Annotated in this window: 8 protein-coding genes and 2 pseudogenes; 9 read left to right on the forward strand and 1 reads right to left on the reverse strand. The window is 54.8% G+C overall.

Annotated features, from left to right (window positions below; genetic code table 11):
• Positions 1-161: 161 nt before the first annotated feature.
• The 3 genes from gntH (at position 162) to ACR0ER_RS20725 (ending at position 5,364) form a co-directional block, all read left to right on the forward strand.
• Entirely contained in the window at positions 162-1,493 is a 1,332-nt protein-coding gene (gntH, locus tag ACR0ER_RS20715) for a guanitoxin biosynthesis MBL fold metallo-hydrolase GntH (RefSeq protein ID WP_480770569.1), read from the forward strand.
• A gap of 702 nt (positions 1,494-2,195) precedes the next feature.
• Positions 2,196-4,100, forward strand: a complete 1,905-nt coding sequence (locus ACR0ER_RS20720; protein ID WP_480770570.1) for a hypothetical protein — start codon at positions 2,196-2,198, stop codon at positions 4,098-4,100.
• Positions 4,101-4,104: 4 nt separating this feature from the next.
• The gene (locus tag ACR0ER_RS20725; RefSeq protein WP_480770571.1) at positions 4,105-5,364 is read left to right on the forward strand and encodes a HupE/UreJ family protein; all 1,260 of its coding nucleotides are present in this window, start codon (positions 4,105-4,107) and stop codon (positions 5,362-5,364) included.
• A 170-nt stretch (positions 5,365-5,534) separates the two neighbouring features.
• Here the strand turns inward: ACR0ER_RS20725 and ACR0ER_RS20730 are convergent, their stop codons facing one another.
• A complete protein-coding gene (locus ACR0ER_RS20730) occupies positions 5,535-6,452 on the reverse strand; it encodes a LysR family transcriptional regulator (RefSeq protein ID WP_480770572.1) in 918 nt (305 codons plus the stop codon).
• Positions 6,453-6,563: 111 nt separating this feature from the next.
• Here ACR0ER_RS20730 and ACR0ER_RS20735 point away from each other — a divergent pair, with 111 nt between their 5' ends.
• From ACR0ER_RS20735 to ACR0ER_RS20760, 6 genes and pseudogenes are all read left to right on the forward strand, one after another.
• Positions 6,564-9,026, forward strand: a complete 2,463-nt coding sequence (locus ACR0ER_RS20735) for a CoA transferase (protein ID WP_480770573.1) — start codon at positions 6,564-6,566, stop codon at positions 9,024-9,026.
• Between the two features lie 403 nt (positions 9,027-9,429).
• A pseudogene (locus ACR0ER_RS20740) lies at positions 9,430-10,125 on the forward strand (GDP-mannose 4,6-dehydratase); the annotation flags it as partial.
• A gap of 4 nt (positions 10,126-10,129) precedes the next feature.
• Positions 10,130-10,928: pseudogene (locus tag ACR0ER_RS20745) on the forward strand (GDP-L-fucose synthase family protein).
• Between the two features lie 446 nt (positions 10,929-11,374).
• Positions 11,375-12,424: an NAD-dependent epimerase/dehydratase family protein gene (locus ACR0ER_RS20750; RefSeq protein WP_480770574.1), complete on the forward strand. Its 1,050-nt coding sequence runs from the start codon at positions 11,375-11,377 to the stop codon at positions 12,422-12,424.
• 359 nt (positions 12,425-12,783) lie between these two features.
• A complete protein-coding gene (locus ACR0ER_RS20755) occupies positions 12,784-12,984 on the forward strand; it encodes a hypothetical protein (protein WP_480770575.1) in 201 nt (66 codons plus the stop codon).
• A gap of 401 nt (positions 12,985-13,385) precedes the next feature.
• Entirely contained in the window at positions 13,386-14,051 is a 666-nt protein-coding gene (locus ACR0ER_RS20760) for a sugar transferase (protein ID WP_480770576.1), read from the forward strand.
• The last annotated feature ends 282 nt before the right edge of the window (positions 14,052-14,333 follow it).

Below are 14,333 nucleotides of genomic sequence, written 5' to 3' on the forward strand. Positions count from 1 at the left end.
TTTTGCAATTAAACTGGCGTGAGTCACCTTAATTTTCACCGTGAGTCACTTACGTGTGTGCGGGGTAAGTCGCACAATCGCCTGAGATTACACCGGTGGTGTGACATTTCCGACAAAAGCTCATGCCGCCATCTTGTTCGTCCAAAAGGGGGAAAGAGACTATGGTACGACTTTCGCACTTTCCGGTATTCAGCAAACATTTCGCGATTGGCATGGCTTTTGGCGCTTGGGCTGTTGCCCCGCAATCCATCACCGGGGCTGCTATTGAGCTTTTGTCACCAAGCGCGGCCTATGCACAAGAGACCGAAGAGGTCTCTCCGACCAAGGTTCGCGACCGTCCGCGTGAAGCCTATTACCCGAACACAGAAGATCTCGCCGAAGACGAGATGCGGGTAATTGCATGCGGAACCGGGATGCCCACAACACGAGCGGCACAGGCTGCGGCGTGTTTCCTTGTTGAACTGGGCAATGGAGACAAGTTCCTGTTCGATATCGGTTCCGGTTCGGCCGAACGGATCTCATCCCTACAGATTCCCTATAATTATCTGGACAAGGTTTTTATTGGTCACCTGCACACCGACCATTTCGGCGCGCTGCACGATCTGTTCATTGGCGGTGCATTGATGGGCCGGAACGTACCGCTTCGCGTCTGGGGACCGAGCGGTCCAGCCGAAGAACTAGGTACCGCATATGCGCTTGATCACATGCAGAAAATGTTGACTTGGGACCTTGCTGGCCGCGCAGGAAATGTCGATTTCCGAGGCTATTCGATGGACGTGACCGAGTTTGACTACAAGCTGGAAAACGAGGTTATTTACGACGAAAATGGGGTGCAGATCAGGACCTTTCCGGCCATTCACTCAATTGACGGTGCTGTCAGCTATGCTCTGGAATGGAATGGTTTGAAGTTCGTCTTCAGTTCGGACACCTATCCCAACAAGTGGTTCAAGGAATATGCGAAGAACGCTGACCTTGCGATTCACGAGTGTTTTATAGCGGTGCCCGAACTGGTTACTAAGATGAAGTTCACGCCCGAGTCCGCTTTGCTTGTGGGGACTCAGGTGCACACAGCCCCCGAAGCTTTCGGCAAGGTGATGAGCGACATCCAACCTCGTATGGCGGTTGCCTATCACTTCTTCAACGATTTCGACACATCTTCCGGCGTCTATGAACGCATTCGGTCGACCTATGATGGCCCCCTTAGCATGGCCGACGATTTCATGGTCTGGAACGTAACCAAGGACGAAATCACGGTTCGTATGGCAGTAACTGAAGAGCGTACCTGGTCACCTCCGTTGGCCGCCCCCGCAGAAACACCGTCGCAGGACGACAAAGCGGAGTTTGCAGAGCGTTCAGGCATTTCTTTGGAAGCAATGCAATTTTCAGACTTTACGAAACAAGGATATGATGACGTGGACGATGTCCTTCGCCCGATCTTCGAGGAAGCCTCTGAAGCAGTAGGGCAAGAGTTTCCGTATCCGGGCGACGAATAAGATGATTAAGAACCGGCGCGCGACTTTGAAGCGCGCCGGCCAATCGGACTCTGGTTTGAGATATACCCATGCAAACAAATAGGAAATTGGCGTCACTACAGATGTTTGTTGTTGGGCTGACTATCACTGCAGCCCCAATGGCAAGTGCTCAGTCTTTGGCACGCTCACAGGAAGACGAAGGAAGTTGGCGGCATTCGATTACGCCTTATTTGTTCCTGCCGCTCAGCACTAGGGGCACGTCCACAATAGCCGGAACAAGTGTCGATCTGGACCTGAAACTGAGCGAAGTTTTTGACGTGCTGCAAGGCGCAGCCTCGGTCCGTTACGAGGGTTGGAACGGAGATTTCGGGATCATTTCCGAGGCGTACTATGTTCGGCTTGGTGATGACGGAACTCTGCCCGGCGGCAGGGCGGACGTCGATGTTGATGTCCGGCAAACCTTTGTCAACGTGCAGGGAGCTTACCGGTTCGCGCATGGGGCTAATGCGTCTGGGCGGCGCTATGCAGCAGACGCCGCAATCGGTGTTCAGTGGAACCGTCTAAAACAAGAGATCGACATAACTGGTCCTGGCCCCGGTGTTACGCTGGGTGGAACAGAAGACTGGTTCGAACCAATGATCGCGCTGCGTTATGCGGTGGAAATCAACGATAAATGGAGCTTTGCCAGCCGCGCCCAACTGAGCGGCTTTGGTGTGAACGGAGATGACCTACAATACCTGGTTCTGGCCGGTTTCGACTGGAAAGGTTGGGAAAACACGTCCCTGCGTTTTGGTTATCAGTTTTATGGAATTGACTATTCCACTGACCGCTCGGATGGGGAGTTCGCCTATGATGTTGATCAGAACGGTTTATACGCTGCGGTCGCGTTTCATTTCTGACGCTGCCAAGCGCAGTTCAGCTGGGCTGTTTGGTCTCGCGAGCATGATCTTTTTGGCGTTCACCCCGAAGCCCCTCCTGGCTGACCTTGTTTCGCCATACGGTGGTGAGACAGCACCGAACTTTGTTGAACTTTCAGTTGAAGCGGACCATGTCAGGGTTGCCCTCGAAATTGATCTGAATTCCTACCCTCTGTTCGTTGTGGCCGATGATGGTTCCGGCATGTCTTTGGCCGACCGTACAGCGCAAAACTTCCATGTTGAAGCGGATGGCTCTGAATTACCGCGTGTAGTCAACACAATAGACGTTCGCCCTCGGCTCCTGCGCCAAACTGCGGCCAGCACATTCGTAGCCCCGCGACCACGCAGCGAAAAAGTTGTCTTTGTGGAAATGGAGTTTCCATTCGAGCGCCCTCCGGAACGGATCACATTTACTCCGCCTCTCAACAATGATGGGATTCCGTTAGCTTCAATTGGCGTAGTCGCCGAGCACCTCGGCGTACCGGTGACGGATTACCGTTATCTGTCGCAAGCCGAAACAATGTTGCCTGATTGGGATGATCCCTGGTTCACCGTATTTGAAAACCCGAACCTGACCCGCCACCACAAGTCCCCGCTAATGTCATTTCTGTCCATGGAACCCAGAGAGGTGCGGCACGAGATCATCTTTCGTCTCAAGGATTTTGAGGCGTGGTCCGGCCTTGACTTTGGTGGAACGCACCGATTGACGCGTGAAGATGTGGCAAACATCAAGTCCGCAGCCGCTGCATTCTTCAAAAACAAAAACCCCGTAACCATCGACGGGAGATTAGTGCTGCCTGAGGCCGTGAAAGTGTCACGCATCAAAGTCGGCGCGGAAGGTTTGCGAATTCTACCGGATGAGGCTGAAGCAAAGCGCAAGACGATGCTACTGGGTGTCGTTTTATCCTATCCAAACCGATCACTGGCCAATCGCGTTGAAATGACTTGGCAGCTGTTCCCCGAGGGTTTGGACGTCATTCCAATAACATTAAGTGACCCGGCAGGCGGCGTACCATCGCAGGTTTACCGTTCGGATCCCACAGTGGTTTGGCAAAACCACCTGACGAAGTGGGAAGACCCAAAAACGCGTCCGGTGATCGTGAAAACGGCAGGCTTACCCGAGATGCCGCTAATCGCAATGGCATTGGGCATCGCAGCGTTCATCTGTGCCGCTCTTGCAAGTCAGAGCACGGCAAAAAAACGTCTGTTTCTGATTGGCGTGTGCGGCGCTGCTAGCGCAGCTGCGATTGTAACCTTTCCTCAAAAACAACCCTTACCATTCGTACCTGCACCCACCCCGGACGAAGCCGCGTCTCATCAAGTGATGCATAGTTTCCTGACCAATATCAGCGCCGCGATGCTGGAACCTCAGGATGTGCAGTTCAAAGACGCGCTTGAGCCCTTTGTTGACGTTAGCAATCGCAACGATGTCGGAACAGAAATGCGTCGCGGACTGTCGGTCACTCTCCCATCGGGCGCATTTGCACGGGTCGACGATATTTCAGATCTGCAAGTGGAGAGATTTTCTGCTGACACAGGCAATAACCAGCACCAAGTCCTGGCCAATTGGACAGCTGAGGTTAGCGGAGGACATTGGGGACATCTGCACAGGCGGGCGGTGCTCTACCGCGGTATGTTCGACATCTCAAGGTCTGGAGATCGGTGGAAGCTCGATGGCCTCACAATCATCAGTGCCAAAGCAGAAGGATAAACCCATGCGAAACCTGAAGTTTCTCCTTCTTGCTATACTGGTGGCCTTTACCTTCGTGTCTCCTGACAAGGCAGCGGCGCATTTCAACCTGAATCAGAACGTACGCATCCATCACGTGGTTCATTCTGACGATGGTCTTGACGTCTATCTTCGGTTGCCGATGCCTTATCTGCTGGCTGAACTTGTCGGCCCCGAAGGTCCGGATGGGCTGCCCATGCCCGCGCCGTACACATACAACCAGATCGAAGACGGCGTACTGATGCATTATGTAGATCAGAGTGCGGTACGGAGTGATCCGAGCGGTCTGGCCCGCATTGCCACCGAGGCCTTTTCACTAACGTTTCAGGGTCAGGTACAGGCCGCAAATCTTGTTGCACTCCGCCTGCATCCTTTGGGTCAGGAACCCGGCTTTGCGTCGTTGGACGAAGCACGCGCGGCATTGGCTGCCGGAGACATTTTTTCCATGACCGAAGAAACCTATGTCGGTGCTGTCATGGTGGATCTGCACCTGCATTTTGTAACGGGGCAAGTCCAAGAATACGGCGTGTCGTACAACTCGAACCCCGGTCTGCAGGGACAGGAGGATACTGCCAACCTGATCCTGGATTACAACGGACAGGACGTCCGAACATTTCGGGCCACCGGCCTTATGCATGATCCGGTAAATATATCCGGGTCGGTCACCGCTGCTGCATCGACGTTTTTCGTTGAGGGGATACGCCACATTCTGGAAGGCCCCGATCATGTTCTGTTTGTACTCTGCATGATCATCGGGGCTCTGAACCTGCACAGTCTTCTGGCGCGCGTCACCGGATTTACCCTTGGCCACACGGTGACACTAATCCTTGGCTTCTTTGGTTTCGCACCAAGTGGTGCATGGTTTATCCCCACTGTCGAATTGGCTATTGCGCTGTCGATAATCTACGCTGCGGTGATGGCCGTCCGACCACCAGAGCGTGGCCACGGAGACCTGCGGGCCTTTGCCATCACTTCCGGGATCGGATTGCTGCACGGGTTCGGCTTTTCTTTCATGCTGCATCAGATTCTGCGCGTTGACGCACCGAACGTTTGGCACAGCCTTCTGGCGTTCAATGTTGGTGTAGAGTTTGGGCAGCTGATGATTGTACTCTTGGTCTGGCCGCTGGTGCTGTTTTTGCGTAGGCAACCGGGCCGCATCTGGGTCAGCTCTCGCGCTGCAGTCGCCGCCTGTGCCTGTTTGATCGCAATGGTCTGGGTCGTTGAACGAGCAGAGTATTTCCTGTGATGAGTTCCACGGGTGAGTGTCTCGACAGTTAACGAAACCTGCGACGTTTCGTAGACTGGCCACTGCAGATTGGGACGGCAGTGCAAATACATTGGTGGGGAACCCTTGCGAAGGGCGGATTCAAGAGATGTTTAAGGGACTTTTTACCGGCAATCCCCTTAAGCTTCGATTTAGGAACCGTCGGATACTTCCGCTTCGAACCAAGCCGTCAGACGCGCCAAAGCGCCATTTTCATCGCGAAAAGGTCGGTGCTGTAAAAAATAGGAATAGTCCCGGTCGGAAATGGCTGGCCCGAGCCGTAGAATTTCACCTTTAGCCAGTGCTTGATCGACAAGACCATGCCAACCCAAGCCGACACCCTCCCCGCGCCGGACGGATTGCAACAGGAAAGGATAGGCATCGAATTCGGATTTCCGGTCGAAAAACGGTGCCTGCAGGCCCATACGCTCAAACCACCCTTGCCAAGTCAAAAAGCCTGACTCCCTGACATCAAAATGCAGGAAAAGCGACGACGGCAGCTGTGAGATGTTGTCCTTTGCTTCCGGGTGGGCGGCCAGAAAATCAGGGCTGCAGATGGGGAACACTTCGGACTTGATCAGCGGAATGAACGGCCGATCTGGCAATCCGTCAGTATCCCAGACCACGGCGGCGTCCAATCGGCTCAGGTCGATATCGCCCAACTGGTCGGTTGTGACGACCCGAACTTTTGATCCACCCAAATACTCCCGAAGGTCTGAGAATCGCGGCATCAACCATTGGTCGGCAAAGCCGAAAGAGCAGGCCAGCGTCACCTCCTGCCGGTCGGGGGGCGCTGAAATCTCGGTCCAGACCTGATCCAGATGGCCAAAGCCCAGAGCCACAGCGTCGGCCAGCCGGGCGGCGGCGGCGGAGGGAACAATCTGGTTGTTGTTTCGTTCGAACAGTGCCTGCCCCAGACGGCTTTCGAGCGTTGAAATGTGCCTCGAAACAGCAGGTTGACTTAGCCCAAGTTCCTCGGCCGCGCGGGACAAGCTGGCATGGCGCACCGCGACCTCAAGAACCAGCAAGGCATTCAGTGAGCCAGAGATTGGGCGAATCACTCTTTCCATAACAATTTGTTATACGTTGCATCATGTTTTGACCAGTGTACTTTCAGCGGGTTTGCCGTTCATCTGAGCCGGATTCGTAAGTCCCTAACGAAAAGTCTGTGTGAAGCTCTCATGACCCACCGTCCCCTGTCCCACATTCGCGTCCTTGATTTCGGGCAATATCTGGCCGCCCCTCTTGTCGGCATGATGCTGGCCGACATGGGGGCCGAGGTCATTCGGATCGACCCGCCAAACGGCCCTGCCTTTGATGACCCGGCCTTTCAGATGATTTCGCGCGGCAAGAAAACCCTGACATTGGATCTGAAAACAGATCAGGGACGAGAGACCGCGATAGAATTGGCCAAACGTGCCGACGTGGTGATCGAGAACTTTCGACCGGGGGTGATGGATCGTCTTGGTCTGGGGCCAGATGTGCTTCGGACCGCCAATGATCAACTGATTTATCTCTCCATGCCCGGCTTTGCCTCGACCGATGCGGAACTGGCCAAACTGCCCGCGTGGGAAGCCGTGATCGCCGCCTATACCGGGCAATTCACCGATATGGGCCTGAACCGGCGGCTGATGGGGATCAACCCGTCCTTCACGCCGCTAACGCTGGCCTCGGCCTATGGCGCCAGCTTTGGGGCCATGTCGGTTCTGTTCGCCCTGAATGCGCGTGAACGTAACGGCGGGGATCATATCGAGGTCCCGCTTGCCGCTGCATTGCTGGAAGGCCTTATCTACAATTGCGAACAGATCGAGGACTACCCAGAGCGTTACAAGTCTCCGCGCGAGGTCGAACTGGACCGGCGCGCGGCTGAAGGCTTGCCAATGAATCTCGAGTTCGGTGAACTGTCCGAATTCCTCGATCCGTTCTATCGCACATATACCTGCGCCGACGGGCGGGGGTTCTATGTGGTCTCGGGCTCGGTTTCCACGCACCCGCGTCGCGTTCTGGAGACGCTGGGGCTCAAGGATCTGGCGGATGAGATGCCCGATTTCTCGGCTTATCTGGACACCAGGGACTGGCCCGCTGAATGGTCAATGCGAAACTACCCGGTTGGGGCCTCTGACCGTGCACGCGTATCCTCGGCGATGAAAGAAGCATTTCTGACCCGCCCCGCAAACGAGTGGGAAGAACTGTTCGGCACAGCCAAAGCCCCGGCCACGGCGCAGCGGTTCAGCAAGGAATGGCTGGCCGATCCCCACGCACTGGCCTCGGGTCTGGTTCTGCGGGTCGAAGATGCCCGCCACGGCGAGATGCGCCAGATGGGCAACGTGGCTTGGCTGTCAGGGGATGACGCGGCGGCAGACAAGAGCGGGCCGACGGCTGCGGATTTGGACGAGCTGCTGGCCGCGGCACCGCGCCCCAGCGGCACCACCGGCAGCGGCGGTTGGCTGGACGGCCTCAAGGTTCTGGATCTGACCAATGTCATTGCAGGCCCGACCATCGGATCGACTCTGGCGCGCTATGGGGCAGAAGTGACGCTGGTACAACCGGTTGAGCCCTCGGTCGATCCCTGGAACACGGTCGTGTTTGGCATCCACGCACAACGCGGCAAGGAAAGTATCCTGCTGAACCTGCGCAGTGACGAAGGGCAGCAGATTCTGGCCAAGCTCATAGCCGAAGCCGACGTGATCACGATGAACGGCACGGATGAGCAGCGCGACAAGCTGGGGCTTTCCCTCGAACGTCTTAACGAGATCAATCCGCGTCTCATACTTGTTCAACTGGACGCGTTTGGCGGGCCGATGCGGGGGCCGAAATCCGATCATCTGGGCTATGATGACCTGGCGCAGGCGGCGACCGGCGTCATGGTGCGCTTTGGTGGCGGCATGGATACACCCGAAGAACATGCTCATTTCGGAACCATCGACGTTCTGACTGGTTTCTGCGCCTGTGCGGCGCTGGGTGGTGCATTGCTGCGGCAACGCGAGACCGGGAAAGGTGGCATTGCGCGCGCGTCTCTGGCAGCGGCCGGTAACCTCATTCAGGCGCAGTTCATGTATGACTATGAAGGCCGCGCGCCGTTTGACGAACCCGCGGGCCGCGAGGCGCTAGGTTGGGGGCCGTTCTATCACTGCTACGAAGCGGCGGACCAGTGGTTGTTCTTCGCCGCACCAACAGAACAGCGGACTGCGCTTGCCCGTGTCCCAGAACTGGCCGGCCTGGAAGAGGTACCGCTGGACTATCTGCATGAAGCCTTGGCAGAGCGGTTCAAAACGCGGCCCCTCTCGTACTGGGAAAAGGCATTCTCGGCAGGTCAGAGCACGGTTGTTCCGCTCGCGTCCCTGCACGAAACACGCGACAAAGCTCTGCAGCTTGAAAGCTCGGATGACATCGATCTTTCAGACGCGACCTTCCGCGTCATCCGGCACGATCAACACCCTATGGGCCGCTGGTGCGATCTGGTTGCCCCAAACGCGGTGCGGCCGCAATCTGGGCAGATCAGTATACCAGGGCCCATGCCGAAATACGGGCAGCACACACGGAACATTTTGGCGCGGCTGGGCTTTAAAAACTCGCAGATTGACAAACTGATCGCTGCCGGGGCCGCAGGCACAAGTTGGTCGGAAAAATATTTACCCGAATAATCGGTCCTTAACGGGCGGACCTAGGGGGGTCTGCCCGCTGCCACTTCCAAAGGAAAAGTATGCGTTTCATCCAAGCGGGATGATTTATGCCCAAACAAGCAATGGCTGTCGGTATGGAAGGACTTCCCGACCCATAAGGCTGCATTCTTCAGCAAACAGCGCTGGTGCCGCCATGGTTTTAGTTCATTTGCTTCCAACCGCTGAAGACTCTGCCATGTGACGCCCACCGTCACCTGCGTCGAATCGGCGTTCGGCAGATATGTACCCCAGAAAGGGGGGTGGATGCCTGACGGATAGTTCATCGGATACGTGATACCAATCAGATGGAATAACATGAGGTCAGGGCTGATTGACTTGCGGTTCCCAGCATGGGTGACGGTCAGAAAAAAAGAATTTGACTGTAACCCCGAAACGCGAGACGACGCCGTTTTATCCGCGCTCTCCCTACGCGGTGGCCAAGCTCTATTCCTTTTGGATCACCGTGAAAGATCGCGACGCGTATGGCATGTATGCCTGCAATGGCATCCTGTTTAATCACGAAAGCCCGCGCCTCGGTGAGACCTTTGTCACCCGCAAGATTATACGGGGTTTGGCCAATATCGCCCAAGGGCTCGAAGACTTTATTTACATAGCCAATATCGACAGCCTGCGCGACTGGGGGCACGTGAAAGACTATGTTCGGGTGCAATGGATGATGCTGCAACAAGATATGCCCGAAGATTTTGTTATCGGCACTGGCAAACAGTACTCCGTACGCGAGTTCATCACCCGGTCCGCACGTGAGTTGGGAATAGATCTGGAATTCAGCGGCGAAGGTGTAGAAGAGATCGCGACCGTTTCTGCCGTTACTTCGGACATGGCCCCAGCCATAAAACCTGGCGATGTCGTGATGCGCATCGACCTGTGCCACTTCCGGCCTGCAGAGGTGGACGCGCTTTTGGCCGATCCCTCAAAAGCCAAATAGAAACTTGGCTGGGTACCCGAGATAACCGCCCAGGAAATGTGTGCGGTGATGGTGACCGAGGACCTCAAGGCAGCCCGTCGCCATGCGATGCTTAAAACACACGGCATGGATGTCCCGGTGAGCGTCGAGGGCTGATGCGATGAAAATCTACGTCGCAGGCCACCGCGGCATGGTCGGCAGCGCGATCTGCCGGGCGCTTGAAACCCGCGCAGGCGTGACGCTGGTCACGCGCACCTCGTCCAAGTTGAACCTGATCAATCAGGCGGAAGTCGCGGCCTTCATGGCAAAGGAGCGCCCCGATCAGGTGATCCTGGCCGCAGCCCATGGCCGAGGATGCACTGCTGACAGGGACGCTTGAATCCACCAACGAGCCCTATGCCATCACCAAAATCGCGGGCATCAAGCTATGCGAGAGCTATAACCGTCAATACGGGCGGGTTTATCGCTCGGTCATGCCCACAAATCTCTTTGGGCCAGGCGATAATTTTCACCTAGAGAATTACCATGTCCTACCCGATCTGATCCGCCGCTTCCACGATGCCAAGGAAGCACGCTTAGACGAAGTCACCATCTGGGGCACAGGAACATCACGTCGCGAATTTTTGCATGTCGACGACATGGCTGCCGCCAGCTTGTTGGTACTGGACCTGCCCAAGGCTGTCTATGACAGCGAAACAGAACCGATGTTAAGTCACATCAATGTCGGGACTGGTACCGACGTGACAATCCTGGAATTGGCCCAAACGGTTGCCCGGGTTGTTGGATATGAAGGTTCAATCAACATCAACCCCTGCAAACCTGACGGCACGCCACGCAAGTTGATGGATGTCAGCCGTCTAGAACGTTTGGGATGGAAGGCAAGTATCACCCAGCAAGAAGGAATCGCGGAGACTTATCGCTGGTTTTTTGATAACTCCAACGCCTTTATAGCGTATTGAATTCAATGTGTTAGATCATTCATCCCGTTCTACGGCGGCTCTTCCACACGGTTGTAGACGCTGCCGCGCAAGCCAGCTAGAACGATCCAGATCCGCAAGAGATCATGATGGAAGGTTCGCCCAATTCACTTGGCTGCCAATCGGTCTACAAAGGTGCGAGCATCCTTCACAACAGAACCCTATAACAGGCCCACTGATCGCCGCAGAAATACCAGACTGCCGCATCGTTGTGGCTGAGGATTCAACAACAACTCTGCAGCGAAAACAGCTTGACGCAGTCTTGCAAACGTTTTCCGTATGTGCCTTATCCACAGAAAGCGGAAATTGTGTAGGCAGCCCGCGCAAAATGACGCCTGAATGTGACCCACCTTTCGTGGTTTTTGAATACTTTGACGCCTTGAAAAGAGTTTCTTACCAAATTGATATCTCCAGAAAACGGAAAACGAATGTCGGACAAGGAATTTAACGTACCCAATGGCAATCAGCGCCGGGTTCTCGTGACTGGCACAGCCGGTTTCATCGGTTTCCATCTGGCAAAGCTTTTGCTTGCAGAAGGTTTCCGCGTGCATGGCTTCGACGGTATGACCGATTATTACGATGTCGCCCTCAAGCGGCGGCGTCACGGGCAACTGTTGCAGCATCCAAGCTTTGCCGCGACCGAGGGGATGTTGGAAGATGCCGCTCTTGTCGACCGCGTGGCAGATGATTTTCAACCAGACGTCATTGTTCACCTGGCTGGGCAGGCAGGCGTGCGCTACAGCCTCGAAAATCCGCGCTCGTATATCGACAGCAATGTTGTTGGTACATTCAACATCATGGAGGCTGCACGTCGACTTGAGGTAAAACACTTGCTGATGGCCTCAACCAGTTCGGTTTATGGCGCCAATGAAGACATGCCTTTTGTTGAAACAGAAAAGGCCGACGCTCAGCTCACCATCTATGCCGCAACAAAAAAAGCTAATGAAAGCATGGGCCACTCCTATGCGCATTTGTGGAACCTGCCGACAACGATGTTCCGCTTTTTTACTGTTTACGGCACATGGGGGCGGCCCGATCTGGCGCTGTACAAGTTCGTGGATGCTATTCTAGATGGCCGTCCTATCGACATCTACAACCACGGTGAAATGTATCGAGACTTCACCTATGTCGATGACTTGGTCCGCGGCATCCGCCTTCTGATCGACGCGGTGCCAGAGCGGCCTAACAGCCGGGATGACATTCCTGCATGGGACAGCCTTTCACCGGTTGCACCGTACCGTGTGGTAAATATCGGAAACTCGGACAAGGTGCGGTTGTTGGACTTCGTGGATGCAATCGAAGAGGCGTTGGGTCAAAAGGCCATTCGCAACTACATGGAAATGCAAAAGGGTGACGTACCAGCCACTTGGGCAAATGCAACGCTGTTGCAGGAACTGACCGGCTACCGCCCTCAAACGGATTTCAAAGACGGTATCGCCCGATTTGTTGCTTGGTTCCGGGAGTACTACGGAAAATAACGGTGTTTTCTTCCTGAAAGAACGCGAGCCCTTGGGTATTTAAGATATAAACGCCCTTGCTGGCTTGGCTTTTGCGAAGACCCCAAGTGCCCGGAGCAGATCACACGGAACACGTGGCTGCGCAGGAGGCCTGCAACATTCGCAAGATCGCGCCGTAGCAGCGGGATTAAGAAACGAGCACCGTGACCAAGGCCGGGGATGTCAATCCGAGGTGAGCATTGTGTCAGGCTACAACCCCTCTCGGCAGATTTGCTTTGCAAATCGCCTGGTCGGCTGTGGTCATGATAAGTCGCGACCGGTCGACATGGCGCCGAACATGGGCAGCCCAGCTCGCCCAACGCTGAGGCCGGAAAACAAAAATGGCCGCCCTCGCGCATCGCAGTCATTCTCCGTCGAATGTGGATCGATGGCATCGTATTCCAGCCCGACGCGGCACCGAACACCGCCTGTTGATCTTTCCGTTGTCCGCCGGACAGCAGGCCTTCGAGGTCCTGCAGAGTCATGGTTCGGTTGATGCCGAGGTCTGGACCGTCGCAGACTTACGTCAAGCACGCCTATGAGATGGGCACATCGGAAATTACATTGGGCCAGTATTATGTTGGCACCCGTCGCGCTGACCACGAACCGAACCATGTACCCGAAGGATCTCAATCGAAGGCCGTGACAGAAAGCAGGGCGGACACAAACAAGGAAAAGCTACACCGCCTTGGCGGATCAATTAGTCTGCGCAATACAGCTTGACTGAGACGGCACCGTTACCGAAGTCCTGACCCTAGCAAGTCGGGCATATCACACGCTGTTTTTTAATCAATCGTTTGTTAGAAGTGTAAATTATATTAAATTTCTCCAAAAAATAACTCAGCGATGCTAACCATATAAAGAGAAAATTAATAAAGATTTAGCTAAATTTTTTTCTACTTATGAGTGTTTATGGCGACGAAGCATAGGACCTTCAACCGTTATGTTTGATTTCGACTCACCTAACCAAGAAGTCCCAGAAACTGACGCTTTCCCGCGTTCCGCAACACCAGGCCCTGGAGTCTTCTTCACTTTTGCAAAACGTGTGTTTGATCTCGTGGTCATCGCGCTGGTCCTTTTACCACTCACGATGCTGTGCGGAATTGTCCTGCTCATCTTGAACCCATTTTGGAACAAAGGGCCATTGATCTTCTCACAGGAGCGAATGGGACGGAAATGCGTACCCTTCACGGCGTACAAGTTTCGGACAATGCGCCCGGTCGAAAGGATCACACGAAGTGCGAACTGCCCGTTGGAAGAAGACAGGATCACTCCGCTTGGCCGTTTCCTACGCAAGTCCCGCATTGATGAGCTTCCGCAAATTATCAATGTTTTTAAGGGTGAAATGAGTCTAATCGGTCCACGACCGGACTACATCGAGCACGCCCGAAATTACCTGTCGCACGTGCCCGGATATCAGGCGCGACACTACGTACGGCCAGGAATCAGCGGTTGGGCGCAAGTCGAACTAGGATACATCGAAGGTACGGATGCGACCCGTCAGAAAGTTAAAGCAGACCTGTATTATATCGCCAATACTGGATTAGCGATGGAGGTTCGGATCGTGTGGCGGACCCTGTCGATTATGCTACGTCGAGGTGGGGCTTGAATTGGCATCAAACCGGGTCTAACCCCTGGGCTCAATGGTTCTTGACCGATGCTGGTCTCGCTATTGCGGCAGTTCAGGTGGGCTAAACAGGCAAATCCCTGCCTTATACATCCTTATGGCGCGTTCTTGCGTCAACCCTGATCGCGTGGTGCAATGTAATCTTCTCCTGGTTGCAAAACGAGACACTTCCTCCCTGATTATTATGAGTGTATTGATTTTGGGTTTGTCAGAGGGGTTGATTGAAGGATTTGGCGGCGAATTGGCGAGGGACGTTGTTTGGAA

The sequence above is a fragment of the Ruegeria sp. CH8 genome, from assembly GCF_056536985.1.

Bases quoted from the DNA above. Each gene is read 5' to 3' on its own strand.
- gntH (WP_480770569.1), top strand. From the start codon at position 162: ATGGTACGACTTTCGCACTTTCCGGTATTCAGCAAACATTTCGCGATT.
- ACR0ER_RS20720 (WP_480770570.1), top strand. From the start codon at position 2,196: ATGACCTACAATACCTGGTTCTGGCCGGTTTCGACTGGAAAGGTTGGG.
- ACR0ER_RS20725 (WP_480770571.1), top strand. From the start codon at position 4,105: ATGCGAAACCTGAAGTTTCTCCTTCTTGCTATACTGGTGGCCTTTACC.
- ACR0ER_RS20730 (WP_480770572.1), bottom strand. From the start codon at position 6,452: ATGGAAAGAGTGATTCGCCCAATCTCTGGCTCACTGAATGCCTTGCTG.
- ACR0ER_RS20735 (WP_480770573.1), top strand. From the start codon at position 6,564: ATGACCCACCGTCCCCTGTCCCACATTCGCGTCCTTGATTTCGGGCAA.
- ACR0ER_RS20750 (WP_480770574.1), top strand. From the start codon at position 11,375: ATGTCGGACAAGGAATTTAACGTACCCAATGGCAATCAGCGCCGGGTT.
- ACR0ER_RS20755 (WP_480770575.1), top strand. From the start codon at position 12,784: ATGGCCGCCCTCGCGCATCGCAGTCATTCTCCGTCGAATGTGGATCGA.
- ACR0ER_RS20760 (WP_480770576.1), top strand. From the start codon at position 13,386: ATGTTTGATTTCGACTCACCTAACCAAGAAGTCCCAGAAACTGACGCT.